This window comes from Natronomonas moolapensis 8.8.11 (assembly GCF_000591055.1).
GTDB lineage: Archaea > Halobacteriota > Halobacteria > Halobacteriales > Haloarculaceae > Natronomonas > Natronomonas moolapensis.
The window spans coordinates 1,683,124-1,708,145 of record NC_020388.1; the positions used below are offsets into that span (position 1 = coordinate 1,683,124).

Below are 25,022 nucleotides of genomic sequence, written 5' to 3' on the forward strand. Positions count from 1 at the left end.
GAGCCATACTGATCGATTGACTCGCCCTTCTCATTCACAACTGCTGGTTCCGTATCACATGGTTCGTCGTCGGGGGCGTCTTTCAGGATAGCGTAGAAGCGCCACTCGTCACCGTAGTCGTAGAGGTAACAGAGCCGGTCGTACTGTTGGAGGCCCAACTGTCTCGCCATCTCACCAATCGTCACCTCACCCGCATTCTCAAGGCGTTCGGTGCGAAAAACCGGATCACCGCCACTCGATTGCTCGTATTCCTGTGGGCACTGATACTTGACCTCGCTATCCCAGTACTCCTCGTCGTCCCCGATGAACCAGAGATGGGTCTGGTCGAGACCGACTGCAGGATTGATCGCTGACTGGAATTCAGCAATCGTTCTGTCAGCACCGACGACGATGTCCCGCCACAGCGATGTCGGATCGAGAGCGAATTTGACCCGGAAGCGGTACGCGGTCATCCTTGCCTCTCCATTCCCGTGTCAAAAAGCGTGAAATCATCGATTCTCAATACCCGTCATAAGTGAGTCTACACACTCAATCAGTCATCGATACGCTGCGATATCTCGATAGGGCACGTAGTAGCCGATCTCATCGATCCACGTTGAGAGCCATCCGTCAGCAGTCTGTTCAGTAATCTTCCCAGCATTGATCGCGACGAGGAGCACGCCGACCGACCCGACAACGGTCACGCCCTGTTCTTTCGCAAATGATCGGGCATCGCCATCGGCGGTCAGCAATCGGCCGTCGTGTGCGTCTGCGAGGGCGAACGCCTGTGCTTCACCCGGATCGAGATGGTCACCGACGACCGCCTCTCTGTTTGCGACTGTGCCCGAAATGGTCGCGACTGGAATCCCGTCGTCGAGTGTATCGAGTGCTGTCTGGAGATACGAATGATCAGCAACGCCGTGTTCGAGTTCCTCGCGAACGACCGGCACTGTACAGATCCCAGAGAGTCCCGCAACCACCCACAGCTAGTCGATGTACGCAAAATTCGAGAGGACAGTCGTGTTCAGGACACTCGGATTCGCCGGAATATCATCGCCTGTCATTTCGCAGGCGACTCCTCATCCTCAAATTCGAGCCCGCTCGCTGCCTCTATTTCGTAGGCCTCGTCGTCTTCGTCAACGAGTCCGAGGCGGGGTTCGACGCCGTGCTCACGGAGGAGATCACGCATCGTCCAGCGATCGACATCGGCAAGTCGCGCAGCATCACCGAGTGTGATTCGTTCGCGTTCGTAGAGCGCAACCGCAGCCGCAATGCGCTCGTTCTCGTGGTCCTCGAAGTATTCGCGGACGAACTCGCGCAACGCATCGCTCTTGCCTCCGAACACGCCAGCCTCGACAGCGCCCTCGATGAGTAGATCGAGGTCATCCGGATAGGAGCCAGTGATTCGAGCCATTTGTCTATACAAGTCTAGGTTTTCATACTATTTATGAACTGCGCCAGAGTGGTGTATGGATCGAGAAGAGTAGTCTCAACTACTGTCTGGCGGTGAATAGTTGAAAAATATTCTTAGCTGCGGTTAGCAGCAGTTGCTTCCAGCGCCGCAGACATCACCGTACTGGAGACCGATTTCGTCGTTGATCGCTTCATTACACTCGATCAACAGCGACTCGAACTCGGCTGCTGTTGCCTCGGACTGTGCTACATCGATGTCTTTGCCGAGCGCTTCAGCGGCGGCCAGAACTTCACCGTCAGAAGCGCTCAACAGCACCCACCTCCGAGTGACTGCGCGAATTCCTGCCTGATCTGTTCGCTAATGACGTCGTTCGTCTGTTTGAGGAGGGTGACGAGTTCCTCCTGTGCTGCCTGGTGCTGTTGGATCGTGTCATTGTTTGAGACCTCAGTCTGGAGCTCCTGTAGTTCGCTCATGATCGACGAATCGAATTCGTCCGCTTGCAACTCCTGCTGTTTTTTTTGGTACGCTTCCAGCAGGGCCTGTGCTTCCTCGTCGGCTTCGAGTTGTTCGCTAGCGTCTGCGAATTTCCGATAGGTCACTGAGTCACGGAGCGTCCCGATGAACGCCTGAAGCGACTCCTCGACGGCTGGCTCTTCCGACACAGCCTCGCTCACGACGCCGTCACCTCCGCTTCCGTCTCTTCGGTGATATCGTCCAGTCCGGTGACTTCCTCACCGAACGCGCGCAGTTCGTCCAAGCCGACCGGCTCGTCCTGACGCAGCGGGGCGAGCATCAACGGCACGTCGAACCGGTGGCTGATCTCGCCGAGATACTCCGCCTGCTGGGCGCGGCGATTCTCGAAGAACGCGTTGTCACCGTATTCCTCGGGGAGGAGATAGTTCGCGACCACCAGCGAGGTTTCGATCCCGACTTGATCCGCGAGATCCGCGGCGGCCCGGTATGCCTCCATCATCGGGGTATACTCGGGGTACATCACGAACGCGAAGGTGCTCCGTTCGGGGTCTTTCATCGTCTCGATGACTTCGTCGTACTGATCGCCTTTTGCGGGTGCAGCGCCCTTCGTCAGCGAACCGAGGTCCATGAACCCTTTCCAGTCGGAGGGCAGTTCGAGCAGTCGGAGTGTGTGCCCAGTGGGGGCGGTGTCGAAGACGACGACATCGTAGCCGTCCTCGTCGAAGTAGCTCACGAACTTCTCGAGGGCGGCCATCTCTTCGGCACACGGTGACTCCAGTTCCTCTTCGACGTTTGCGATCGCCGCGTCCACGTCGATCTGGGCGTCTTCCTTGTCCTCGTGCATCTGGGTGACGTGGTCGAGGACCTGCGTGCGGTACTCCTCGAGCGCTTTCTCCTGATCGATCCGCGCTGCGTGGAGGTTCGCCTGGCCGACCGAGGTCGGCTCGTGGCCAACCCGTTCGCCGAAGATGTCCTCGAGATGGGCAGCCGGGTCAGTTGTGACGACGAGCGTTTCGTAGCCCGCTTCGGCGAGCTTCGTCGCCGCCGTCGAGGCTATCGTACTCTTGCCGACGCCGCCCTTGCCGGTGAAGAAGAGATACTGCGTCTCGTCGCCCGGTCGAAGCTGGTCGGCAACTGCCTCGGCGTCAGCCATCGAATCGAAGTCGACCGCGGTTTCGGCGTCGACGTCGGTCGCCGTCCCAATATCGACGGTCGCCTCGTCGCCGTTGTACAGGACGCCGCCGACATCCGCGAGTAGGTTGAGTCCCGCGATCTCGCCGGGCTGGAGTGGATACGTCGCCATCGCATCGGCGTCGAACTCCGTCTGTGCACGCTTGATGACAGCCTGCTCGTCTTCACGCTTCCCCTCGAAGAACGGATCTTCACACACCGACTCGGGGAGGTAGCCGTTGATGATCAGCAGTTGGGACTCGATCCCGAGGTCGCCAAGATCGCTCGCGCTGCGTCCGATCTCGTCGATCGAAGAGTCCTCGGGTTTGCCGACGAACGCGAAGGACGTACGCTCATCGTCTTGGAGTGTGTCGATGGCGCGCTCGTAGTCCTGTTTGCGCTCCTCCATCGAGGCTGCCGGCCCGATACAGGTCGAGCCGCCCTTCTCCAGTTCAGCGTTCCAGTCCGATGGGAGCTCCATCAGCCGGATCGTGTGACCGGTCGGCGCCGTGTCGAAGACGACCACATCGTACTCGGGACTGTTCATGAAGTCGACGAAGTTGTCGAAGGCCGCGATCTCTTCGACACACGGGCTGTTGAGTTGCTCCTCGACGGTTTCGAGTGCCTCGTCATCGAGCAACTGTCGCATCGGCTCGATCGTCTCCTGTCGGTACTCCTCGGCGGCGGTGTCCGGATCGATCTCGATGGCCGAGAGGTTCTCGATGCCGTCGATAGCGGTGACTTCGTGGCCGATGTCTTGCCCAAAGATGTCCGAGAGATTCGGCGCAGGGTCCGTCGTCACCAGCAGCGTCTCGTAGTCGTTGTCCGCGAGCCAGGTCGCCGTCGCGCAGCTCACGGTACTCTTCCCGACGCCGCCTTTGCCGCTGAAAAAGACGAATTCGGTCTCCTCGCCCGTCGGTTCGACGACCGCTCGTGCGTCGGTAGGCGTTGTGCTCATCGGTTAGGCCTCCTGGGTCGGGGTGGCAGTTTCGAGTGCTGCCGCAAGTTCGTCGTACGAAAGATACTCCGACTTGGCGACGATTTCGTCGTCGACGACGGTGATCGGCAAAATCGAGGGGCCGTGTTCCTCGACCAGATCGGAGATGGACTGTGCCTCGAGGAATTGGTCGATGTTGTGCTGCATGTTCGCCCGTGAGACATCGACATTCTCGAACTCCGCTTCGAGTTGGTCAAGGGCGGCGCTGACTTCGATGAGCTCTTCATCGGGATCAGGACCACAAACGCCAGTGGAACAACACATCGCTTCTTCGTATAGGGTGAGTTCAGTCATTGATTCGGAAGGGATATTCGCTCAATCGTCTGGTCAACAATTCGGCGATCACCGGTCATATGACAGACGATATTCCATTGCATTCAATTAAATATTTGTTCAACCATACTCATAAGCTCTTCGACTCATATAGACGTAGTTCACCACTCGAATTGTGAGAAATGAACCGCGTTGAGGGCCACCACGCGTCGAATTTGTCCGCTGCTGTCGACACAGTTCTCGGTGTTACCTTACGTACTTGTGGAATGATTGTGTGACCATTGGCTATGCGTGGCTCGCCCCTACTCCGCAATTCTTAATCTAATATCTGCTCAATCGATATGTATGTCATCGACTGAGCGGCTACAGCGGTATCTCGCCGACGAACGGGGTGGGTGTGGTGACGAAAAAGTATCCCAGCGTCTTGAGGAACTCGAAGAGATAGACACGGCCGCAGGTGGCCCTGCGCTGGATGAGGACGTTGGATTGCTGTCGGCACTCGCGAACGAGACCCGGTACAAGATCGTTCGTATTCTCCACATCGCAGGCGAAGAACTCTGTGTCTGTGAATTTGCGCCGCTGCTTGACGTCAGCGACAGCGCGATCAGCCATGCATTATCTCAACTTACTGAGGCTGGACTCATCACTCGTCGAAAAGAGGGGAAGTGGCGGAAATATCGTGCGACAGCGCGCGAAAACGCCGTCCTTGTCGCCCTCGATGGATCGCGAGAGCTATAATCCCAGTTGCAAGTCAGTGAACAGCCCATCAAGAGGACGGAATCACACACCTCAAGCGCGTCGCGGGTGATCTATGTCGGCGACCGATCGAAGGGTCGTCACCTTTCTCACGCATCACCTCAATGATGGACATCCGAATGGCCTCGGCGGGATCAGTCCCACCAGAAACCACCTCAATGTCGGCTCTATTTCGAACCTGAAGCTGGGTTTCGGCGGGAGCGGCGGCGATCTGGCTCCGGCATGCATTGTCGACACAGACGAACCCGAAGCGAAGGGGATCGAGCGTGTCTGTGTGTGACTCCATCGACGTGGTCTATCGTCAGTCGTCTTCGGCGGGCGGAGTAGGGGGAGACGTGCTGAGCTGTCCGGTCGTGGCATCACTCCAGTCGAACTTGCGCTGGAAGTACAGCGCCACGTTGACCAGCGCGAGCAGCACTGGCACTTCGATAAGCGGGCCGACAACCGTGGTGAATGCGATGCCAGAACCGACGCCGAAGACGGCGACGGCGACGGCAATGGCGAGTTCGAAGTTGTTCGAGGCGGCAGTGAAGCCGATCGCCGTCGTCGTCGAGTAGTCGGCGCCGATTCCTTTGCCCATCCCGAAGCTCACGAGGAACATCACGACGAAGTAGATGGTCAGCGGCACCGCGATCAGGAGCACGTCAGCCGGCGCGGCGACGATGTTCTCGCCCTGCGTGGCGAACATCACGATGACCGTGAACAGCAACGCAACGAGCGTGAGTGGGTCAATTTTCGGGACGAGTTCCTCGTCGTACCACTCCTGCCCCTTGGTTCGGGTGCCGATGTAGCGCGTGAGGAACCCGCCAGCGAAGGGGATCCCGAGGAAGATCACGATCGCCTGAAACACCTGCATCGGCGTCACATCGAACGTCTGGATGCCGGCGACGAGTGTCTCCATACCGAGCAGCGGCGGAAGAAAGAGCCCGAAAAACCAGATGTAGACGCCGTAGGTGACGATCTGGAAGAGGCTGTTGAACGCGACCAGACCGGTGACGTACTCGGTCGATCCTTCAGCGAGTTCGTTCCAGACGAGCAACATCGCGATACACCGGGCCATCCCGATGAAAATGAGGCCGAGGAAGAACTCGGGCCGGGCGGGCAGGCCGGGCACGAGGCCACTAAAGAAGACGACGGCGAGCCCGAACATGAGCGTCGGGCCGATCAACCAGTTCTGAATGAGGCTCAATCCGAGGACGCGCCAGTTGCTGAACACCGCGCGAAGCTGTGAGTAATCGGCTTTCGCAAGCGGCGGATACATCATCGCAATGAGACCGATTTCGACGAGATGGAAGTCCTGAATGGGTTGAGTTACCGACGGGGCGACGAACCCGAGGCCCACGCCGACGGCCATCGCACCGAGAATCCAGACAGTGAGGTACTTATCGAGGAAGTCCATCGACCGCGGGTCACCACAGCTCTCACAGCCGCAGTTCGGGCCGTGGTCGTGGGCGTCGGCGTTACTCATCGGCAACCTCCGGCTTTCGAGCGGTAATGGTCGCAGAGACGAGGAACTCGCTCACGTCGTAGTCGTCATCCCAGTCGCGGATGAACTCGTCACTATCGTCTTTCGGCGAGATACGCACCGATTCGAAGCCCGCATCGTCAAGCATCGTTTCGAGTCGGTCGATGGTCGAAGCGCCAGCGACACAGGATGCCACGGAGTCCGGATCAGCCCGGACCTCGTGTGGCACCGCTGCAGTCAGAACGACGTCCGAAATCGCGAGTCGCCCGCCCGGACGGAGAACGCGAAACGCCTCGTCGAACACCTGGGGCTTGTCCGGCGAGAGGTTCACCACGCAGTTCGAGATGATCACGTCGATACTGTCGTCTGAAACCGGGAGATGTTCGATCTCCCCGAGGCGGAACTCGACATTCTCGGCGCCATTTTGACTGGCGTTCGCACGCGCTTTCTTGATCATCTCGGGCGTCATGTCGACGCCGATCACACGGCCTGTCTCGCCGACTTCCTGGGCCGCGAGGAAGCAGTCAAAACCCGCACCTGACCCAAGATCGAGTACCGCTTCACCGGCGTTCAGCGACGCGATTGCCTGCGGATTCCCACACCCTAACCCCAAGTTGGCGTTCCCGTCGACACTGTCCAGATCGGCATCGGAGTAGCCGAGTTGGCGGGCCGTCTCGTCGGTGGGAGCCGTCGTTTCCCCGGGACTGCAACAGGAATCGTCGCTCGAACAGCAGCTACTCTCCGCTTCACTCTCCTCCGTGGCAATGCTTGCGTATCGCTCCCGGACAACCTTCCGTTGGGTCTGTGCGTCGAGACCAGACTCCGTCGAGGAGTCGCTCGTTTCAGGCATTCGTGGTCACCTCCTGTTCGATCTCGTCGAAAAGCGCACTCACACGGTCACGGATCTCATCACGGATTTCTCGAACCCGGTCGAGATCGTTCCCGTCGGGATCGTCCAGCGCCCAGTCACGGATATCGACGTTCGAGGCGTCAGCATCGATTTCAAGTGTCGAACAGCCCATCGTGGCGACGTAGTCACACGACTCGAGTTCGGCCGTCGAAATATTCCGTGGCGTGCGATCCGAGAGGTCGAATCCCTCCTCACGCATCACGTCGACGACGACGTCGTGAACGTGCTCGGCAGGATGGGTGCCACCGGTGAGAATCTCGACGACATCGCCGAGATTTCGACGCTCCCGCTCGTGTTCGGCGAATGCAGTCGACATCTGCGATCGCCCCGCATTCTGGACACACATGAAAGCGACGCGAACCTGTGTGTCGGTCATCGATCGGCCCCCCGCGTCGCGTCGAGGGCCCTCAAAAGCGCCTCGGCCCGATCGGTCGCCTCGTAGTACCGCCACGTCCCGTCCTTTCGTCGCGTGACGAGTCCGGCGTCGTAGAGGTCCGAAAGAGCGTGACTGATCGCACTGTCACTGACGTCGACGATGGGATTAATCTCGCAGACACACAACTCCCGATCCGCGGCTTTCAGCAACCGGACGATAGTGTATCGCGTATCGTTCCCCAACGTCTTGAGCGCGGATAGGTCGGATTCGGGATTGGTAGGTGTCTCCGATTGATACGAGCGCAGCGAATTGAGCCGTTCCTCGATATCGGCCTCGCAGCATCCACCGCGTTCCTCGGTGATGAGGCGTTCGAGTCGTTTCGTTTGTGAACTCATAGATGACCAATTGAACACCCGTTCATATAATGGTGTCGAGAGGGAGGTGTCGGTACGTGCTACACGCACCCGAGACGATCTCTGCAAGAGCGTATGCATTGAGACCACTAGCCTCATCTATTGCGCTCCTCGGATTCATAAATCATATATTGCTATATAAAATCTGCTTTCCCGAGCGCCCAAACGAAACGTCGTCTGACCAGCTCAGTCGCCAGTCGACGAACTATCGGCCGTCTCGATGTCGATCTCTATCTCAGCGGCTGCAGCCTTGTACTCCGGGATCTTCGCCCGCTCGTCGAGCACGTCGTTCGTGAGCCGGTTCGCGGAAGCGGCCGCGAAGTGCGGTGTCGTCCAGACGACGCCCTGTTTTATATTCTCGGTTACCTGTGCTTTGACCTCGATCTCGCCGCGACGGGACCGCAACGCGACCACGTCGCCGTCCTCGATCCCGTACCGGTCGGCGTCGTTCGGGTGGACGTCGACGAAGTTCTCTGGGTGCTGTCGCGAGAGCGTCGGCGAGCGCCGGCTCATCGTCCCCGTGTTGTAGTGCTCTTCGAGCCGCGCGGTGGTGAGGATCAGCGGGTACTCCTCGTCGGGCACCTCCGCCGGCGGCTGGTGGCGGACCCCCTCGATCCGCCCGAGGCCGTTCTCGGTGTCGAAGGAGTCCTCATAGAGGAACTGGTCTCCCTCGTCGCCGTCCTCGTAGCAGGGCCAATGCGTTCCCTCCTCGCCGAGCCCGTCGTATGTCATTCCGTGGTAGATCGGACACACAGCCCTGAGCTCCTCGAAGACGGCCTCGACGTCCTCGAAGCGGAACTCGTCCTCGCCGAAGAGGCGGCTGCCGATCTCCATGAGGATCTCGAGATCGTGCTTCGTGTTCTCGTGGACCTTCTCGACGCCGCGCATCCGCTGAACCCGGCGGTCGGTGTTGGTAACCGTGCCGCCGCGTTCGGCCCACGTGGTGGCCGGAAGGACCACGTCGGCGAATGCAGCGGTTTCGGTCATGAAGATGTCCTGGGCGACCACGAACTCCAGAGACTTCAGGCGCTCTTCGACCGCGTTGCCGTCGGGTTCGCTCATGACGGGGTTTTCGCCCATCACGTACAGCCCGTGGACCGAGTCGCCGAACTCGTGGGAGAGTTCGACGTTCGTGAGTCCAGGCTCGTCGGGCACCTCGAAGCCCCACACGTCCTCGACGCTCCGCCGGGCCTCGCCGTCGTCGACGAGTTGGTAGCCGGGCAGGACGTTCGGCATCGCGCCCACGTCGGAGGTCCCCTGGACGTTGTTCTGCCCGCGCAGGGGGTTTACGCCGGTGCCGGGCCTGCCGATGTTGCCCGTAATCAGCGCGAGGTTGATTTCGTTTTGGATGTTGTCGACGCCGCACGCGTGTTGGCTCATCCCCATCCCGGTGAAGATGGCGGCGTTGTTCGCCATCGCGTACTTCTCGGCGGCGAGTTCGATGTCCTCGAGGCGGACGCCGGCCTCCTCGGCCGCGGCCTCCTTGTCGAAGTCCGCGAGCGTCTCTTGGAGGTGCTCGAACCCCTCGGTGCGCTCCTCAACGAACGCCTCGTCGATCCAGCCCGCGTCGGGGTCGGCCGCGTGGCGTTCGAGGATCGTCTTCAGGGCGACGTTGAGAAGCGGGATGTCGGCCCCCGGATCCACCTGGAGGTGCATGTGGCGGTCAGTCCCTTCGATGTCGAACGACCGCGTGGTCTCGTTGGCGTGGGGGTCCACCTGGATGACGGTCGCGCCCTCTAGTACGGCCTGCCGGAAGTACTGGCTGTTGGCGATCGGGTGCTGTTCTCCGGGGTTCGCCCCCTGAATCCAGAACAGGTCGGCGGCTTCTTCGAGGTCTGCCATGCTGTTGGTCATCGCGCCGGCGCCGAGGCTGGTCCGGAGCGCCCACACCGTCGAGGCGTGACACATCCGGGTGCAGTTGTCGACGTTGTTGGTGCCGTACCGGCGCGCGAGCCTCTGGAGGAGGTAGTTCTCCTCGTTCATGGTCTTTGAGGAGGCACAAAAGCCCATCGCGTCGGGGCCGTACTCCTCGCGGATGCGCGTTAATTCGGAGACGATCCGGTCGTACGCTTCCTCCCACGTCGCCCCGCGGAACTGCCCGTCTTCCTTGATGAGCGGCTCTGTGAGCCGATCTTCGTGGGCGACGACCTCCGTCGCCGCGCCCCCTTTAATACAAACCGACCCCTCGTTGACTGGGGCGTCGCTCCACGGCATGAATCTTCTCCGGGTCGTCGTGGACGGTTGCCCGTTTGCGATGGTATGGCACCTTTCGAGACCACCGAACAGCGTGGGCGTAGAGGCGGCTGCTCGGGGTCGTATCGAGCTATAGTAGCGATCGGAAGACACTGCACACTCGATCGCACGACGGCAGTGTGATCGATGTGTAATCCCTTGCGATGGTTATTACGACGGAGGCCGACAGCGAGACGGAACCGCAGTACGATATTGACTTCGACTGCACACTAAAAAAAGACGGTCCCTACAGGGCGTCGCCTCGGTCCGATCTGCCGTCGGCCATCCGTTGCTCGTCGTGGGGAAACCACGCGAGTTCGTGGTCGGCATCCAGGCTCGCAACGACTGGATCGTCGAGCGAGACTCTGTCGGCGTGATTGTGCATGCAACCGACGACGTCGCCGGTGTCGATCGCCACGCGATAGAGGACGGTCGGACCCAGATACCGGCGGTGGACGACCTCGCCGTTGGCCTCGCCGGGAGTGGCCGGGCGGGCGCGGACGTCGTCCGGCCGGACCATCAGATCGACCTCGGAGCCGTGGTAGTCGTCGGTGAGCCCGTGAATTCGATCGAGGGGCACACAGCCTACGCCGGTCTCGACGCAGTCGCCTTTGACCCGTCCCGCGACGAACGACGCGTGCCCGAGGAAGCCGGCAACGAACCTGGATTCGGGCTGTTGGAACACCTCCTCGGGAGTCCCGATCTGTTCGATCCGTCCGTCGTTCATCACGGCGACCCGGTCGGAGATCGACATCGCCTCCTCTTGGTCGTGCGTGACCGAGACGGCAGTAACGCCAGCCTCCTTGAGGATCTCGCGGACCTCCTCGCGCATCTCGACTCGGAGGTCGACGTCGAGGTTCGAGAAGGGCTCGTCCAACAACAGCAACTGCGGCTCCGGGGCCAGCGAACGGGCGAGGGCGACGCGCTGTTGTTGGCCGCCGGAGAGCTCCTCGGGGGCTTTCTTGCCGTGATCGGCGAGGCCGACGAGTTCGAGGAGCTCGTCGACGCGGGCCTCGCGTTCCGCCTCGGGCCACTCCTCGATGCCGAAGGCGATGTTCGCGCGCGCCGAAAGATGTGGGAACAGCGCGAACTCCTGGAAGACGACGCCGACATCGCGGCGTTCGGCCGGAACGAACTCGGGGCCGCTGACGGCGGTATCGTCGAGTCGGACCGATCCGCCGTCGGGGCGCTCGAGTCCGGCGATTAGTCGAAGCGTCGTGGTCTTTCCACACCCCGACGGACCGAGAAGGGTGAGCAACTCGCCGTCGCGGACACTCACGGAGAGATCACGAATGACTGTCGTCGCGTCGTAGGACTTCTCCAGCCCGTCGAGTTCCAGCACCGTTCGGGTCGTCGAGAGAGACGTCCGAGTCCCACCGCGTCCCTGCACGTCACTGGACACGGGCGTCACCTCCCGTCGTTCGGCCGGGCGCATCTGCGGTCATTACACCCCCTTTCGTTTAGGTGGGCCAAAAACCCTTTCGTTCGATTCCACCCGCCAAGACCGAACGTTTACGCCGGTCCCCGGCGAGTGCGTAGCCATGTCAGACGTAGCCGTCATCGGCGCCTCGATGACCGAGTTCGGCCGGCGGGAGGCGTGGGTCCGGGAGTTACTCGCCGAAGCGGGAACAGCGTGTCTCGACGACGCCGGCGTCTCACCCGAGGCGGTAGAGCACCTCTACGTGTCGAACATGGCCAGCGGCGAGTTCGAGGGACAGACCGGCGTGCCGAACGCGCTGGCCCACGACCTCGCTGCGGTACCGGCTTACACCCAACGCGTCGATCAGACCTCCGCCTCTGGCGGAGCGGGAATCTACGCCGCCTGGCAGTCCGTCGCCAGCGGGGCCTCCGAAATGACGCTTCTGGTCGGCGGCGAAAAAATGGCCCACCGGACGACCGGCGAGGCGACCGACGTGATCGCCTCCTTGACCCACCCCGTCGAGTACAAGCAGGGCGTGACGCTGCCCTCGTTCGCGGGGCTTACGGCGCGGCTCTACCTCGATCGCTTCGACGCGCCCCGGGAGAGCCTCGCGAAGGTCGCGGTGAAAAACCACGCGAACGGCGTCCGAAACCCCCACGCGCAGTTCCAAAAGGAGATCGACGTCGAGACCGCGATGGAGGCACCGATGGTCGCCGACCCGCTCCGGCTGTACGACTTCTGCCCGATAACCGACGGGTCGGCGGCGCTTTTGTTCTGCCCCGAACGGGTCGCCAGGGAGTACACCGACGAGTACGCCGTCGTCTCCGGTGTCGGTGGCGCGAGCGACACCCACGTCGTTCACGAACGCGTTGATCCGACGACGATGGGCGGCGTCGTCGAATCCGGCCGAGAGGCCTACGAGATGGCGGACGTAGGGCCCGGCGACGTCGACGTGGCCGAACTCCACGACATGTTCACGATCCTCGAGTTCCTCCAGATGGAGGGGCTCGGCTTCGCACCCGAGGGCGAAGCCTGGCGCGAGGTCGAACGGGGAACGACCGAAATCGACGGCGAGTTCCCGGTCAACACCTCCGGGGGGCTGAAATCAAAAGGACACCCCCTCGGCGCGTCTGGAGTCGCCCAGGGGTACGAAATCTACAGCCAGCTCGTCGGGGACGCGGGCGACAGACAAGTCGAGGCGGACGTCGGCCTGGCCTGCAACGTCGGCGGGTTCGGGAACTGTGTGACCACTACCGTCATGGAGGCCGCACGATGACGATGGAGGCCCACCGCTACGAGGACGGGTCCATCACGTACCCCGGACATCCCCGAGGCCCGAACGGCGACGAGCCGGTCGGGACGGTCGACCTGAGCGACTACACCGCGGTGGTGGTCACCTGGACGACCTCCCAGACGACGCCGCCGGGGGTTCGCGAGCCGAATCACCTCGCGATCGTCGAGTTCGACGTCGACGGGCAGGCCGTCAGGGCGCTCTGTCAGCTCACTACGGGCGAGGTGTCCATCGGCGACGAGGTCCGCCCAGTGTACTGCGAGGAGCTGCGCGACCCCGAAGCCGGCATCCGCGAGGCGGCAAGCCAGTCGTGGGACGGCTACCGGTTCGAGCCCGTCGGGTAGCCGATTACCGGTCCCCGTCCGGCGAGTGGTCCCCGTCGGCGTCGGACTGGTCGGGGGCCTCGCTCTCGACGCCCCCCGAACCGTCCTCGACGGTCCGCTTGATCGATTGCAGTTCCTCGTCGACGTCGATAGCGACCGCGTCGTCGCGCTCCGTTCGGTCGTCCCGTTCGGCCCGGGAGGACCGGTCCGGTTCGGCTCCCCGGTCGGGCTGCGTCCCCGGCTTTTCGCCCTCGGTTTGTGCGGTACGGTCGCGTTCGGACCGTGAGACATCCCCTTCGATCGCCTCCGAGAGACGGTCGTCGACCTCCGCCCTGAGACCCCGTGCCTCTTCGAGTAGCCGCCGCATTTCGGGGTTCGAGGGATCCCCGCGGGCAGCCGACTGGAGTTCGGCGAGCGCGCCATCGAGTCGGCGGAGGGTCTCGCGACTCGTCGCCGCGAGCCGGTCCCCCGCTGGCGTTTCGGACTGCCCCGACGCCGCCTCAATCGGTCGGCCATCGGCGACCCGAAGCGCCGCAGCCAACAGCTCCAGCGACCGAATCGCGGCTTCCAACAGCGCGATAGTCGCCGGGATGGTGTACTGTTCAGTAAACCGGAGGAGTTCGCCGGGACCCGGCGGGCGGGGAAACCCACGGGGTCCCTCGGGCGCCGATTCGAGCTCTGCCCGGAGCGACTCGAGGGTCTCGGAGAGTTCGGCCGTCGCCTCTGTCAGTCCGCGTTCGCGGTCGTCCATACGGGAACTGTGGCGGCAAGGGCCAAAACACTACGGTGCGTCGATGGCCGATCGAGCCGGCGAATTTTTAGGTGCACCAAAACACTTTATATCGGTCGATGCTGAGGGGAGGGTAATGCCAGTCACCGCCGACACGGACGAGCAGATCAGGCTTCGGGTTCATGCGACGTCGCCGGATCGGTCGGTGTTCACCGAACCGGACAACAGCGACGGATGGATCGCGACCGATCTCACCGTCGACGTGCAACGCTGACGCCTACCGGCCCGAACGGCGGAGAGTTCCGACCGCGTTCGGATACGGCTCTGAGCCGCCAGTTATCCGTCGTCAGTTCGTCGCCGACTCGAGGACCAACGTGTCGTCTTCGAGGTAGTGTTCGAGGTGGTGGGCGTGTTCCTCGGCCGTCTCGAGGGTCTCCCGGAGGAGTTCCTCCGTCGCGTAGTCGCCGAGTTCGTTCGCAAGTCCGATGTGGTCCCGCAGCGACTCGATGATGACGCCGAAGGCCTCCATGTCGTTCTCGATGGAGGTCCGGACGCCGTAGACGTCCTCACCCTCGGGCTCGATGGGGGCGTGCTCCTCGTAGGTCGACCCGCCAGAGAGCGGGACGCCGCCGATGGCCTGAGCGCGCTCGGCGAGTTCGTCCGCGCTCTCCTCTAGGTCGTCGGTGATTTCGCCGAGGTACTCGTGGACGCCGAGGAACTCCGCGCCTTCGACGTTCCAGTGGTGCTTTTTGACCTGATGGTACAGGACGTACGTCGCCGCGAGGTCGGTGTTCAACGCGTCGACGATCTGTTCGGCTTTTTCGGAATCGAGCTTCAGTGCGGTCTCCTCGACGCTTCCGGCCTGACGGCGTACGGTCTCTTGAGTACTCATACACTACTGTATTGGACTGCCCACTACTTAAATGTTTTCACTAATGAAATTAGATTTTTCTATTCAAAAAATAATATTCTCATTCAGTGATTCCCTCCGGGGGCGGCGAAACGCAGTCACTGGCGTCTGCGGGCCGTTCGCACGGCCGGAACCGTTCATAAGCGCTTTTATGCGGTGACGCAGTACGGTGGTGTACAGCCTACGCGGGGTTGTGATGCTCCTAGCCAGACAGGACTCAACATGCACCGACCCGGTGTGAAGAACCGGCGGACGTCGGCCGACGACGGTCCGTTCGCGTTCGACGGCGGGGGAGCGCGAGCCCACGCGTGGGAGGATCCAATAATGTCAGTATACGTAGATTTCGACGTTCCCGCGGACCTCGAGGACGACGCCATCGAGGCGCTCGAGGTCGCCCGGGACACCGGCTCAGTAAAGAAGGGAACCAACGAGACGACGAAGGCCGTCGAGCGTGGCAACGCCGAGCTCGTCTTCGTCGCCGAGGACGTCAGCCCCGAGGAAGTCGTCATGCATCTGCCGGAAATAGCCACAGAAAAGGACGTCCCGCACGTCTTCGTCGGCACGCAGGACGACATCGGCCACGCCGCCGGGCTACAGGTCGGCAGCGCCGCCGCCGCCATCGTCGATGCCGGCGAGGCGAGCAACGACGTCGAATCGATCGCCGAGAAGGTCGAGGAACTCCGGTAGGTGAGTGAGTATGAGTGCTGAAAACGAAGGGGACGGCGCGACCCCCGCCGAAGTAATCGAGGTGGTCGGCAAGACCGGCATGCACGGCGAAGCTATGCAGGTCAAATGCCGGATCAAGGAGGGCGAAAATCAAGGGCGGATCATCGCCCGGAACGTCCTCGGGCCGGTCCGTGTCGGCGACGTGTTACAGCTTCGCGAGACGGCCCGCGAGGCCGACTCCATCGGAGGACAATAATGGTTCAGAAACGCACCTGCGACTACAGCGGCCAGGAGATCGAACCCGGCACCGGGACGATGTACGTCAAGAACGACGGCACGGTGCTTTGGTTCGCGGACGCGAAGTGCGAGAAGAACTACCGGATGGGCCGGGAGGCCAGAGACCTCGAGTGGATCGGCAACGAGGACGAGGCGGCGGACGCCGACGTCGAGGACGCTGATGTCGAGACCGACGCCGAGGAAGCCACCGACGCGCCCGTCGATGCCGACGCTGATGCCGAGACCGATGCCGAGGAAGCTACCGACGCGCCCGTCGACGCCGACGCTGATGCCGAGACCGACGCCGAGACGGCCGACGATGCCGAGACCGACGAGGAGGTCGACGCGTAGATGGCCGACGTCGAGCGCACCTTCGTGATGGTCAAGCCCGACGGCGTCCAACGAGGTCTGATCGGCGACATCGTCTCGCGGTTCGAGGAGCGCGGGCTGAAGCTCGTCGCCGGCAGGTTCATGCGGATCGACGACGAACTCGCCCGCGAGCACTACGCCGAACACGTCGAGAAGCCGTTCTTCGAGGACCTCTCGGGCTTTATCACTTCGGGACCGGTCTTTGCGATGGTCTGGGAGGGCCAAGACGCGATCGCACAGGTCCGGACGATGATGGGCGAGACCGACCCCGCCGAGTCCGCGCCGGGCACGATCCGCGGCGACTTCGGACTCGATCTGGGACGCAACGTCATCCACGGCTCGGACACCGAGACGGGCTCGGCCGAGCGCGAGATCGATCTGTTCTTCGAGGACGAGGACCTCCACGACTACGACCGGATCGACGAGACCTGGCTGTACGAGTAGACCGTCTTCTGCGCCGCTTTTTTATGTGACGCGGGCCGCCCGTCGAGCAATGGCTTTCGGTGGAGCAACGAGCAACGAGTTTCGACGAAATACAACCGTGTGTGCGCTACCGCGACGAGCGAACGCGGCAGGCGGGTCGCCGGGGGCCGCCTCGTTACTGCTGGCCGGCGTGGCCGACCGTGATTTCGCCGGCGTCGAGTTCCGCCTCGACCTCGCGGGCCGCGGTCACCATGTTCGCCGTCTTCTCGTAGGCGACCTCGCGGGGGAGCAGTTTCACGCCACAGTCGGGCGAGACGGTGAGCCGTTCCGGCGGGACGATCTCGAGGCCTTTCAGTATGTTCTCTTTGATTTCCTCGACCGACTCGACTTCCGTGGTGTGGACGTCGACGACGCCCAGCGCGAGGTCCTTCGTGAACTCGGGCTGTTTGAACACGTCGAGTTGCTCGTAGTCGCCGTTGGCGAGTTCGAGGTCGTACTCGTGGACCGGCATCTCGAGGATCTCGGGGTAGATCCGCGAGTAGTCGCCATAGCAGACGTGCAATCCGAGTCGGACGTCTTCTGGGACACCGTCGGCGATGTGTTCGAGACACTCGCCGACGATGGCGTGGTCGTCGGGTGTGGTCGCAAGGGCCGGTTCGTCGATCTGGACGTAGCGTGCGCCCGCCTCGACGAGGGCCTCGATTTCCTCGTTGACCAGGTCGGCGAGTTCGTAGGCCAGTTCCGCTTCGCTGTCGTAGGCTTCGTTGAACGACCACGACGCGAGGGTGTACGGGCCGGTGATCGGCACTTTCACCGGGCGATCCGCGACGCCGGTCGTGAACTCGAACTCGTCGACGAGCCACGGCTCGGTGTAGGCGACCTCGTCGGCCACCGAGGGCTTGTCGAAGTAGTTGTGTCCCCACACCTTGACCGGGCCGTTGAACTCGTAGCCCTCGATGCGGTCGGCGAAGTACTCGACCATCTCGTTTCGGCGCATCTCGCCGTCGACGACGGCGTCAAGCCCGGCGCGGACGTGCTCCTCCGTGATGAGACGGGCGGCGTCGTCCATCGCCTCCGCCAAGGCGTCGTCGTCGAATCCTCGGTCGTCGTCCTCGGCGAGGTCCTTCGCGCGGTTGAGCCACGTCGGCTTGGGGTAGGAGCCGACGACGGTCGTGAGCAGGAAGTGCTCGCTCGGGTGGTCGGCGGGGCGGAACTGCTCGCGGGTGTCGACGCGGTCGGAACTCATCGGGACACCTCCGCGGGCGCGGCGGCGAGCGCATCCAGTTTCGCCTCCGCCCTGTTCGTCGGCAGGTAGAACAACTCGGTGTTCGAACTCGCATAGATCGTCCCGAACGCCTCGTTCGGCAGTTGCGAGTCGACCCACTCGATCCGTTCGGCGATGTCCTCGGGTGCCTCGACGAGTGTGTTCTGTCCGTCGACGACGCCCAAGGCGATGTCGTCTTTCGTGCCGTACTCCTGGATGTTGTAGACGCTGCCCTCGTGGTCGGAGACGAAGTCGAACCCGATCGCGTCGACGTCGGCGTCCATCAGGTGCGCGTAGGGCTTCTCGGGAATCGACCCCCAGTAGGTGTGGACCACGACGTCGGCGTCGACGGCGGCGGCGACGGTGTCGATGGCCGCGCTGGCGCGTTCGTCCTCGCCGTCGTCGGGTGCGTCGGTGACAAGCGACGGTTCGAGCAAAAACAGCGTCTCGACGGGCGGGAACTCGGCCGCCTCGGCGGCGAGGAACTCGGCGACGGCGTCGAGAAACGACGCGTCGTCGCCGTAGTGCTCGTCGGTCGCGAGGTCCGAAAGCGAGTACGGTCCGGGGAGGACGGCCTGGGTCGCCTCGGAGGCGGCTTCCAGTTCGGCGGCCACGTCGCCGCCGGGAGTCAACTCACCGCGGACCACCGGCTCCCGATAGAAATTGTTGTTGTCGTAGTAGCGGACGATCCCTCGCGTCTCGACATCGTCGTGGACACAGAGCGGATGGGCGAGCATATCGTCCCACCGGAGTTGCCCCTCGACGACCCGATCGAGACCCGCCTCCCGCTGTCTGTCGACCGTCTCCTCGCGGGCGCGGGCGTACGCCTCGGCGATCTCCCCGCCCTCATCGCCGGAGATGAGGTCGTCTTTTTGATGCCCCTTGAGGTCGGCGAGATCCTCTTTTGCCCAGTCGGGCAGCGGGTACAGTCCGGGTGTCGTCGCGATCACGTCACTCATTGTGCGCGGATACGAGATGACGGTGTTTAATATTTCCTACTCATCTATTCGCATGAGTAATTTCAAGGACGACGAGACGCTCGAACGGGAACGACGCCTCGTCGACCGCCTCCGCCCCCAGCCCCGCCTCGTCGGCGAGTTCGACGACCGCGTCGACGTCGGTCAGTGTGGAGACGAGGAGGTAAGCCCGCCCCGACGGACGGAGAACGCGGCCGAGATCGGAGAGGAACGGACGGATCACCCGTCGACCGTCCTCGCCGCCGGAGAGGGCGTATTCGAGGGGATCGTCCCACTCCTCTTCGGGCGGCGTGGGGAGGTACGGCGGGTTAAACACTACCGCGTCGAAGCTATCCGCGAGGAAGGCGTGTGTCAGATCCGACCGGACGGCTTCGATGCCCGCCGACCGGGTTCGCCGGCACGCCTCGGGGTTGATATCGCATCCCACGACGTCGGCGGGCGTCTCCGCCGCGATCCGATCGGCGACGTATCCCGATCCGACGCCCACCTCGAGGACCCGCCCGCCGTCGATCCGGTCGATCGCCGCTGTCGCGAGAAGCCGGGAGTCCTCGGCCGGTTCATACACCGTCGCCATCCCGCGTTGCTCTGCGAGTTTCATTCGGCGGCGTCCCCGTCCCCGTCCGTCGGCGGATCGGTGACCGACACCCCGGTGCCGTCGGCAAGGCCATCGGCGTTGTCCCGGTCCGCTCTCCCCGATCCGTCGGCAAGGTCGTTCTCGACTGCATCGGAGTTATAATACGTCTTCGGTCGGCGGCCGAGCCGGTACGTCAGCATCGGACCCGTCACCCCTGCTCGGCCGCCAGCCGGGCCAGCCGGGCGAACTCGCCCGGAGGCACGTTTCCGGCTCGCTTGCCCATCAGTTCCCCGCCAGCCGCTTCGATCAGCGCCTCCGGGTCGTCGATCCCCGAGATGTGGGTGGTGTTCCGGATCGCGTTACGCATCGTCTTCCGGCGTTGGGTGAACACCGCACGGACCAACGCCATGAACGACTCGTCGTCCGGCACATCGTACTCGGGGACCCGCGGCGTCGCCCGAACGACCGAGCTTTCGACGGCCGGCGGCGGCGAGAACGCCTCCTTCGGCACCGCCTCGACGACCTCGATGTCGGCGTAATGGCCCGCCGTAACCGACAGCCGGCCGTACTCGCTGCTCCCCGGTGCCGCGGCCATCCGCTCGGCGAACTCCGCCTGGAACATCAACACCAGCGGCCGCCCCGCCGGCAGGAGCCGGAACGCGATCTCCGAGGAGACGCCGTAGGGAAGATTCGAGACCGAGGCGGTGAACGCCGGAAGATCGACTTCGAGGGCGTCGCCCGCCACGACGGTCAACGTCCCACCAGCGATCTCGGCCGCGAACTCCTCCCGCAGGAACGCGGCGAGGTCGGGATCTCGCTCGACGACCGTGACGCGGTCGGCGACCGAGAGCAGCCGGTCGGTGAGTCCTCCGGTTCCGCCGCCGATCTCCACGACGTGGCTCGTGTCGGCACCGTCGGGGAGGTAGCCGGGCAGTCGATCGAGCACCCGGTCGTCGACGAGAAAGTGTTGATCGCGCTCGGGGTCGCCTCGCAGGCCCGCACGGGCGATGAGCGCGTCGGGGTCGCGCATACCCGTGCTAACGCCCGGTTCCGTATATTACTCGCGTTTTCCGTTCTGCGCCCCCGGTCTCTGGGCGCTACTCCTCGCGACGGGCGAAGATGCGGTATTTGAGGTCCTCTTCTCGCAGTTCCTCGAGGATCCGCTCGGCGAGGACGTCCTTCGGCTCGTAGAGTCCCGCCACCCGCTCTTCGATGTCCTCGTAGCTCTCGAAGGGCTTTCTCTTTCGCGCGTCGAGGACGTTGTTTCTGAGCTTCTTTCCGATGCCCGGCAGGAGGTTCAACACGTGTAGCCGGGTCGTGATCGGCTGGGCGTCGTTGTAGAATTCGACGAATCGGTCCTCGTCGGCGTCGAGTATCTGATCGATCGCATACTCCAGTTCGGACTCCGCAGTGCTCGTGAGGTCGCTGTACTCGGCCCGACGGAGCTGTTTGACGTTCCCGCCCGGCGGATCGATCTCGATTTGGTCGCCGATGTTGACGCCCGCGTCATCGGTCAGCGCGGCCTCGACGAGACTGAAATCCGTCTCGCCAAGCGCGAGCGCGACCGGCGAGCGCTCGTATTGGGGCCGGTCGTCGTCGGGTCGCCCCCTCGGGAGGAAGTCCAACACGACCGCGGTTCGTTCTCCGGCGCTGTCTCCGTCGTCGCTCATATTCTCGGGTACGAAGAGACGATATTTAAACTACGGGCAGACGGAGCGCGATAGGCCGTCGGAGCGGCCGCGCCCGTGGGCGGACGTCACTGGCGTCCGTCGGGGCTCCCCCTCAGACGTACTTGACGACGACGTCGAGCACCTCGTCGAGTTCCTCGCCCGAGAGGGTGTAGCGGCCCTGTGCGAAGACGGTCCGGAGTTCGTCGCGGTCTTCCGGCAGCAGGTCGACGATCTTGTAAGCGCTCGCTTCGTCGACCTTCTCGAGTTCGAGCAGTTCCTCGACCAACTCGCGGGACTCCTCCGCCTCAAGCGCAGAGAAGCGATTCACGTGCTCGATGGCCCGCGCGAGTTCATACCGCATCTCGCGGTCCTCGTCGAGCGCGCGCTCGGTCTCGACGTCCGCCAGAAGCTCTTTCGCTTCGGGGGTCGTGAGATACGTCTCGTCGATAACCTGCTTGAATAGCGTCATGCCTGCTGTCGCCGGAGGTGAGCCGGCGCAGCGATGAGCGTCTTCGTCACGCTGCCGTCCTCGATTTCGACTTTGAACGCGCGACCCTGTTTGCCCGCGACCGTACCGGTGCGGCCGTTGAATCGGGGGTGGAACTGTCCGTTCGGGACGGAGGGGTCGAGTTTGAGATGTACTTTCTCGCCGTCGTCGAACTCCTCGACGGAGCGCTGGGGCGGCGATGCCCCGCGGTCGCGGGCGTCGTTTTTCAGCTTGTTGCGCGTCGCTTGTCGTGGACCGTTCGAACTGGGCATAGTTGTAGCGGCCTACACAGTTCCGACACATAAAACGTGCGTTCCGGAGACGCCACGAGGCGCGTTCTCGGGCGTCAAAACCCCGAAAAGAGGTAGCTCAGATTCGGCCGACTTCGTCGACGCCGACGCTCTCGACGCCGTCGACACCGGAGAACGCCTCCTCGACGGTGTCCGTTCCGCCCGCCTCGTCCGGGATGACGACGGTCGGGAACAGCGCGATCAGGCCGAACGCGACGTCCTCGCGGTCGACGCGGCTGATTTTCGCGCCCTCCGGGAGGGTGTTCTCGAGTCGTTCCTGGAGGTCGTCGAGGTCGACCTCGGGGCTCTGCGGCATGACCTTCATTTTGGCGGCGACTTTCCCCATCGTTACGGCCCCGTGAACCCACAGTCGGGGCACTCATAGAGGTTGCTCTGCTTGCGACACGTCGAACAGCGGTAGATCAGCGTCCCACACTCCGGGCAGTCGAACTTCGCCGCGTCCGTCCCGGAGATGTTGATCCCACAGGAGATACAGGTGTGCTCCCTGCGATCCTCGCTTTTACTACTCATACCATTCCGTCCGGCGGCGTGGCATTTAACGCTTATCAAGCGGCGCGCCCGTCGATCCGATCGATCGGTGGCGTCTTCCGGATCGGGTGCGTCCCCTCCGGCATGAATACGGTTCGTGAGACGGCCCGCGAACTCCTCGCCGCGGCCGCGGCCACGAACGAGCGACGGCTGTTGGTGTTGGCCGGGGACCGTGGGGCCTGTTACGAGGGCGCGAGGAAGGCCGCGGGAGCGGTCAGCACGGATCGGGCCGTCGCGACGGTCTCCGAGCGCGACGTCGTCGGCGAACGGATCGCCACCGACCGGACGGAGACGCTTCTCGGGACCACCTACGGCTGTCTCGTCCTCGATTGTCACGACACGTGCCGCCCAAACGTGCTCGGGCAGGCGACCGGGGCCGTCGACGGGGGCGGTCTGCTCGTGGTGTTGACGCCGCCGCTGTCATCGTGGGCAGGCAGCCACGGACGCTTCGACGAAACGCTCGCAGCGCCGCCGTTTTTACTCGGTGACGTCGGCACCCGGTTCAGACGCCACCTGATCGAAACCCTCCGCACGCACCGCGGCGTCTCGATCGCCGACGTCGACGCCGGGAGGCGAACGAAACACGACGGGTCGGAGGTCCGGCCCCGCGGGGCGACGCCCCCGATTCGCCCCCCGACGTCCCACCGATTCCCGGAGGCGGTGTACGAGGCCTGCCGCAGCGTAGACCAACGCGACGCGGTGTACGCTTGCGAGCGACTGTCCGAGGCGGAGACGGCCGTCGTGCTCGACGCCGATCGGGGACGCGGGAAATCGAGCGCGGCGGGGCTCGCCGCGGCCGCGTTCGCGCGCTCCGGGGCGAGCGTCCTCGTGACCGCACCGAGCTACCGGAACGCGGCCGAACTCTTCGAGCGCGCCGCCGAGGCGCTGGCGTCGATGGACGGCTCCTTCGAGGACGGCAGGGGGGGCGACACCCGGCCGTTCCTCCGGACCGACGACGGCGAGGTACGGTTTCGCCCGCCCGCCGACGCAGCGACGTCGTCCGCGGATGTGCTGTTCGTCGACGAAGCGGCCGCGATCCCCGTTCGGGTGCTCCGGGAACTCCTCTCTGCCGCCCCGAGCGCCTGCTTTGCGACGACGGTTCGCGGCTACGAGGGATCGGGTCGCGGCTTCGATATTCGGTTCCGCGAGTCGCTCGAGGCGTCACACGACGTGACGGCGTGTCACCTCTCGGAGCCGATTCGGTACGCTCCCGCGGACCCCATCGAAGTGTGGCTGTTCCATGCGTTGTTGCTCGATTCGACCCCACCCCCGGGCGGTCTCTTCGAGGGGGCGACCGCGTCGGACGTGACCTACGAGCGGATCGACCGCGACCGCCTCGCGGCGAACGAGTCGCTGTTGCGTGAGCTGTTCGGACTGTTAGTCCGTGCGCACTACCGGACCCAGCCCGACGACCTCGCGCGGCTGTTGGACGCGCCGGACGCCTCGATCCGTGCCCTCACGGTCGACGGCCACCCCGTTTCAGCCGCACTCCTATCGCGGGAGGGTGGCCTCGATGCGGAGACGCGGCGGGTCGCATACGAGGGCGACCGGATCGGCGGGAACCTGATCCCGGATCTGCTGACGAGTCAGCTGCGCGACCCGGAAGCTGCGGCCCCGGTCGGTCTCCGGGTCGTCCGGATCGTGACACACCACGCCGTCCGCTCCTCCGGGTTCGGCTCGCGACTCCTCGCGGAACTCCAAGCGGAGTTCGGGGCGGGAAGATCGCCGAACGCCTCTCCCAGCGTCGACTACCTCGGCGTCAGTTATGGTGCGACGCCGGCGCTGCTTCGGTTCTGGTCGGCGAACGGCTACCGGACGGTCCACCTCTCGACGACGCGAAACGACGCCAGCGGCGAGCACTCGGCGGTGATGCTCCGGCCGCTCTCGGCCGCCGGACGCGACCTCGCCGATCGACATTCGGCGTGGTTCGGCCGACGAATCGCGGACGTCCTGGCGGGCGCGCTCGACGGTCTCGATCCGGACGTCGTCCGGGCGGCGCTGGCTTCCGCCGACGCAGACGTGCCGCTCGAGTTGGACGAGTTCGAGTGGCGTCTGGTCGCGAGCGCGGCCGACGGCCCCGGTCTCTACGATACGGCGCCCGGCCCGTTCCGGACGCTCGCGTTGAAGACGCTGCTCGAGGGGGGGCTTGAGGACCCCGACGCGGAGCGGTTGCTCGTCGTCCGGGGGCTCCAAAACAGGGGATGGGGGGAGACAGCCGAACGGCTGGGGCACGTCTCACGACGTGCGTGTATGCGGGCGTTCGGCGACGCGTATCGGCCGATTGTCGACCGATACGGCGGCGACATCGCTCGCAGAGAGACCGATCGCTACCGGAGCGGTTGAA

Annotated in this window: 32 protein-coding genes and 3 pseudogenes; 9 read left to right on the forward strand and 26 right to left on the reverse strand. The window is 63.6% G+C overall.

The features are described from left to right. Positions 1 to 5 precede the first annotated feature (5 nt). The 7 genes and pseudogenes from NMLP_RS08070 to arsD all read right to left on the reverse strand — a co-directional run. A pseudogene (locus NMLP_RS08070) lies at positions 6 to 452 on the reverse strand (IS1096 element passenger TnpR family protein); the annotation flags it as partial. A gap of 84 nt (positions 453 to 536) precedes the next feature. Further along, positions 537 to 1,043: pseudogene (locus NMLP_RS08075) on the reverse strand (twitching motility protein PilT). Next, positions 1,040 to 1,393: a UPF0175 family protein gene (locus tag NMLP_RS08080; protein WP_015409624.1), complete on the reverse strand. Its 354-nt coding sequence runs from the start codon at positions 1,391 to 1,393 to the stop codon at positions 1,040 to 1,042. The pseudogene NMLP_RS08075 and the gene NMLP_RS08080 overlap by 4 nt, the downstream one beginning before the upstream one ends. A 123-nt stretch (positions 1,394 to 1,516) precedes the next feature. Next, a complete protein-coding gene (gene hcsS / locus NMLP_RS14435; protein ID WP_076982710.1) occupies positions 1,517 to 1,708 on the reverse strand; it encodes a halo-CC-star protein HcsS in 192 nt (63 codons plus the stop codon). Beyond that, on the reverse strand, positions 1,699 to 2,067 hold the full coding sequence (gene hcsL, locus NMLP_RS08085) for a halo-CC-star protein HcsL (RefSeq protein ID WP_015409625.1): 369 nt from the start codon (positions 2,065 to 2,067) through the stop codon (positions 1,699 to 1,701). The genes hcsS and hcsL overlap by 10 nt, the downstream gene beginning before the upstream one ends. Then, entirely contained in the window at positions 2,064 to 3,995 is a 1,932-nt protein-coding gene (gene arsA / locus NMLP_RS08090; protein WP_015409626.1) for an arsenical pump-driving ATPase, read from the reverse strand. The genes hcsL and arsA overlap by 4 nt, the downstream gene beginning before the upstream one ends. A gap of 3 nt (positions 3,996 to 3,998) precedes the next feature. Then, positions 3,999 to 4,328: an arsenite efflux transporter metallochaperone ArsD gene (gene arsD / locus NMLP_RS08095; RefSeq protein ID WP_015409627.1), complete on the reverse strand. Its 330-nt coding sequence runs from the start codon at positions 4,326 to 4,328 to the stop codon at positions 3,999 to 4,001. A 324-nt stretch (positions 4,329 to 4,652) separates the two neighbouring features. On the opposite strand from arsD, the gene NMLP_RS14440 reads away from it, so the two are divergent. Then, positions 4,653 to 5,045: an ArsR/SmtB family transcription factor gene (locus NMLP_RS14440; RefSeq protein WP_015409628.1), complete on the forward strand. Its 393-nt coding sequence runs from the start codon at positions 4,653 to 4,655 to the stop codon at positions 5,043 to 5,045. Between the two features lie 28 nt (positions 5,046 to 5,073). On the opposite strand, the gene NMLP_RS16180 is transcribed toward NMLP_RS14440, so the two are convergent. The 7 genes and pseudogenes from NMLP_RS16180 to NMLP_RS08130 form a co-directional block, all read right to left on the reverse strand. Then, complete coding sequence (locus NMLP_RS16180; RefSeq protein WP_076982711.1) at positions 5,074 to 5,349, reverse strand: arsenate reductase/protein-tyrosine-phosphatase family protein; 276 nt, start codon at positions 5,347 to 5,349, stop codon at positions 5,074 to 5,076. 15 nt (positions 5,350 to 5,364) lie between these two features. Then, positions 5,365 to 6,531 (reverse strand): ACR3 family arsenite efflux transporter, encoded by a 1,167-nt coding sequence (gene arsB, locus NMLP_RS08105; RefSeq protein ID WP_015409630.1) that lies wholly within the window; start codon positions 6,529 to 6,531, stop codon positions 5,365 to 5,367. Next, positions 6,524 to 7,378 carry an arsenite methyltransferase gene (locus NMLP_RS08110; RefSeq protein WP_015409631.1) on the reverse strand — a complete coding sequence of 285 codons (855 nt, stop codon included), beginning with the start codon at positions 7,376 to 7,378 and terminating at the stop codon, positions 6,524 to 6,526. Before NMLP_RS08110 ends, arsB begins: the two co-directional genes overlap by 8 nt. Beyond that, complete coding sequence (locus NMLP_RS08115) at positions 7,371 to 7,814, reverse strand: low molecular weight phosphatase family protein (protein WP_015409632.1); 444 nt, start codon at positions 7,812 to 7,814, stop codon at positions 7,371 to 7,373. The genes NMLP_RS08110 and NMLP_RS08115 overlap by 8 nt, the downstream gene beginning before the upstream one ends. Beyond that, on the reverse strand, positions 7,811 to 8,209 hold the full coding sequence (locus tag NMLP_RS08120) for an ArsR/SmtB family transcription factor (RefSeq protein WP_015409633.1): 399 nt from the start codon (positions 8,207 to 8,209) through the stop codon (positions 7,811 to 7,813). Before NMLP_RS08120 ends, NMLP_RS08115 begins: the two co-directional genes overlap by 4 nt. Positions 8,210 to 8,413: 204 nt before the next feature. Continuing rightward, positions 8,414 to 10,447 (reverse strand): annotated as a pseudogene (gene fdhF, locus NMLP_RS08125) (formate dehydrogenase subunit alpha); the annotation flags it as partial. A gap of 259 nt (positions 10,448 to 10,706) precedes the next feature. Then, positions 10,707 to 11,894 (reverse strand): ABC transporter ATP-binding protein, encoded by a 1,188-nt coding sequence (locus NMLP_RS08130; protein ID WP_015409635.1) that lies wholly within the window; start codon positions 11,892 to 11,894, stop codon positions 10,707 to 10,709. 106 nt (positions 11,895 to 12,000) lie between these two features. On the opposite strand from NMLP_RS08130, the gene NMLP_RS08135 reads away from it, so the two are divergent. Together NMLP_RS08135 and NMLP_RS08140 are read left to right on the forward strand one after the other, a co-directional pair. After that, the gene (locus tag NMLP_RS08135; RefSeq protein ID WP_015409636.1) at positions 12,001 to 13,155 is read left to right on the forward strand and encodes a thiolase family protein; all 1,155 of its coding nucleotides are present in this window, start codon (positions 12,001 to 12,003) and stop codon (positions 13,153 to 13,155) included. Further along, a complete protein-coding gene (locus tag NMLP_RS08140) occupies positions 13,152 to 13,514 on the forward strand; it encodes an OB-fold domain-containing protein (RefSeq protein WP_015409637.1) in 363 nt (120 codons plus the stop codon). The genes NMLP_RS08135 and NMLP_RS08140 overlap by 4 nt, the downstream gene beginning before the upstream one ends. Positions 13,515 to 13,518: 4 nt before the next feature. Here the strand turns inward: NMLP_RS08140 and NMLP_RS08145 are convergent, their stop codons facing one another. Next, positions 13,519 to 14,244 (reverse strand): DUF7547 family protein, encoded by a 726-nt coding sequence (locus NMLP_RS08145; protein WP_015409638.1) that lies wholly within the window; start codon positions 14,242 to 14,244, stop codon positions 13,519 to 13,521. 115 nt (positions 14,245 to 14,359) lie between these two features. Between NMLP_RS08145 and NMLP_RS15610 the strand changes: the two genes are divergently transcribed. Then, on the forward strand, positions 14,360 to 14,497 hold the full coding sequence (locus NMLP_RS15610) for a hypothetical protein (protein WP_015409639.1): 138 nt from the start codon (positions 14,360 to 14,362) through the stop codon (positions 14,495 to 14,497). 72 nt (positions 14,498 to 14,569) lie between these two features. Here NMLP_RS15610 and dpsA read toward each other — a convergent pair whose 3' ends face one another. Next, positions 14,570 to 15,115 carry a DNA starvation/stationary phase protection protein DpsA gene (gene dpsA / locus NMLP_RS08150; protein ID WP_015409640.1) on the reverse strand — a complete coding sequence of 182 codons (546 nt, stop codon included), beginning with the start codon at positions 15,113 to 15,115 and terminating at the stop codon, positions 14,570 to 14,572. A gap of 342 nt (positions 15,116 to 15,457) precedes the next feature. On the opposite strand from dpsA, the gene rpl7ae reads away from it, so the two are divergent. Genes rpl7ae through ndk form a run of 4 tightly spaced genes read left to right on the forward strand, consistent with a single transcriptional unit; the run spans position 15,458 to position 16,888 of the window. After that, the gene (gene rpl7ae, locus NMLP_RS08155; protein WP_015409641.1) at positions 15,458 to 15,820 is read left to right on the forward strand and encodes a 50S ribosomal protein L7Ae; all 363 of its coding nucleotides are present in this window, start codon (positions 15,458 to 15,460) and stop codon (positions 15,818 to 15,820) included. A 10-nt stretch (positions 15,821 to 15,830) separates the two neighbouring features. Further along, positions 15,831 to 16,055: a 30S ribosomal protein S28e gene (locus tag NMLP_RS08160; RefSeq protein ID WP_015409642.1), complete on the forward strand. Its 225-nt coding sequence runs from the start codon at positions 15,831 to 15,833 to the stop codon at positions 16,053 to 16,055. After that, complete coding sequence (locus NMLP_RS08165) at positions 16,055 to 16,426, forward strand: 50S ribosomal protein L24e (RefSeq protein ID WP_015409643.1); 372 nt, start codon at positions 16,055 to 16,057, stop codon at positions 16,424 to 16,426. The genes NMLP_RS08160 and NMLP_RS08165 overlap by 1 nt, the downstream gene beginning before the upstream one ends. After that, positions 16,427 to 16,888, forward strand: coding sequence for a nucleoside-diphosphate kinase (gene ndk / locus NMLP_RS08170; RefSeq protein WP_015409644.1), 462 nt, complete (start codon positions 16,427 to 16,429; stop codon positions 16,886 to 16,888). Between the two features lie 154 nt (positions 16,889 to 17,042). On the opposite strand, the gene NMLP_RS08175 is transcribed toward ndk, so the two are convergent. From NMLP_RS08175 to NMLP_RS08220, 10 genes are all read right to left on the reverse strand, one after another. Continuing rightward, on the reverse strand, positions 17,043 to 18,113 hold the full coding sequence (locus tag NMLP_RS08175) for a methionine synthase (RefSeq protein ID WP_015409645.1): 1,071 nt from the start codon (positions 18,111 to 18,113) through the stop codon (positions 17,043 to 17,045). Then, positions 18,110 to 19,090, reverse strand: a complete 981-nt coding sequence (locus NMLP_RS08180; protein WP_015409646.1) for a 5-methyltetrahydropteroyltriglutamate--homocysteine S-methyltransferase (methionine synthase II) — start codon at positions 19,088 to 19,090, stop codon at positions 18,110 to 18,112. The genes NMLP_RS08175 and NMLP_RS08180 overlap by 4 nt, the downstream gene beginning before the upstream one ends. A gap of 40 nt (positions 19,091 to 19,130) precedes the next feature. Continuing rightward, positions 19,131 to 19,706 carry a HemK2/MTQ2 family protein methyltransferase gene (locus tag NMLP_RS08185; protein ID WP_015409647.1) on the reverse strand — a complete coding sequence of 192 codons (576 nt, stop codon included), beginning with the start codon at positions 19,704 to 19,706 and terminating at the stop codon, positions 19,131 to 19,133. Next, positions 19,703 to 19,882 carry a hypothetical protein gene (locus NMLP_RS08190; protein ID WP_152024121.1) on the reverse strand — a complete coding sequence of 60 codons (180 nt, stop codon included), beginning with the start codon at positions 19,880 to 19,882 and terminating at the stop codon, positions 19,703 to 19,705. Before NMLP_RS08190 ends, NMLP_RS08185 begins: the two co-directional genes overlap by 4 nt. An 8-nt stretch (positions 19,883 to 19,890) precedes the next feature. Next, positions 19,891 to 20,712: a 16S ribosomal RNA methyltransferase A gene (locus NMLP_RS08195; protein ID WP_015409649.1), complete on the reverse strand. Its 822-nt coding sequence runs from the start codon at positions 20,710 to 20,712 to the stop codon at positions 19,891 to 19,893. Positions 20,713 to 20,779: 67 nt separating this feature from the next. Continuing rightward, positions 20,780 to 21,352, reverse strand: coding sequence for a DUF655 domain-containing protein (locus tag NMLP_RS08200; protein WP_015409650.1), 573 nt, complete (start codon positions 21,350 to 21,352; stop codon positions 20,780 to 20,782). A 112-nt stretch (positions 21,353 to 21,464) separates the two neighbouring features. Further along, positions 21,465 to 21,821: an RNA polymerase Rpb4 family protein gene (locus NMLP_RS08205; RefSeq protein ID WP_015409651.1), complete on the reverse strand. Its 357-nt coding sequence runs from the start codon at positions 21,819 to 21,821 to the stop codon at positions 21,465 to 21,467. Continuing rightward, positions 21,818 to 22,111, reverse strand: a complete 294-nt coding sequence (locus NMLP_RS08210) for a 50S ribosomal protein L21e (protein WP_015409652.1) — start codon at positions 22,109 to 22,111, stop codon at positions 21,818 to 21,820. Before NMLP_RS08210 ends, NMLP_RS08205 begins: the two co-directional genes overlap by 4 nt. 97 nt (positions 22,112 to 22,208) lie before the next feature. After that, complete coding sequence (locus NMLP_RS08215) at positions 22,209 to 22,475, reverse strand: elongation factor 1-beta (RefSeq protein ID WP_015409653.1); 267 nt, start codon at positions 22,473 to 22,475, stop codon at positions 22,209 to 22,211. Between the two features lie 2 nt (positions 22,476 to 22,477). Further along, positions 22,478 to 22,660: an HVO_2753 family zinc finger protein gene (locus NMLP_RS08220; RefSeq protein ID WP_015409654.1), complete on the reverse strand. Its 183-nt coding sequence runs from the start codon at positions 22,658 to 22,660 to the stop codon at positions 22,478 to 22,480. Positions 22,661 to 22,678: 18 nt separating this feature from the next. On the opposite strand from NMLP_RS08220, the gene tmcA reads away from it, so the two are divergent. Then, positions 22,679 to 25,021, forward strand: a complete 2,343-nt coding sequence (tmcA, locus tag NMLP_RS08225) for a tRNA(Met) cytidine acetyltransferase TmcA (RefSeq protein WP_338042109.1) — start codon at positions 22,679 to 22,681, stop codon at positions 25,019 to 25,021. Position 25,022 lies beyond the last annotated feature (1 nt).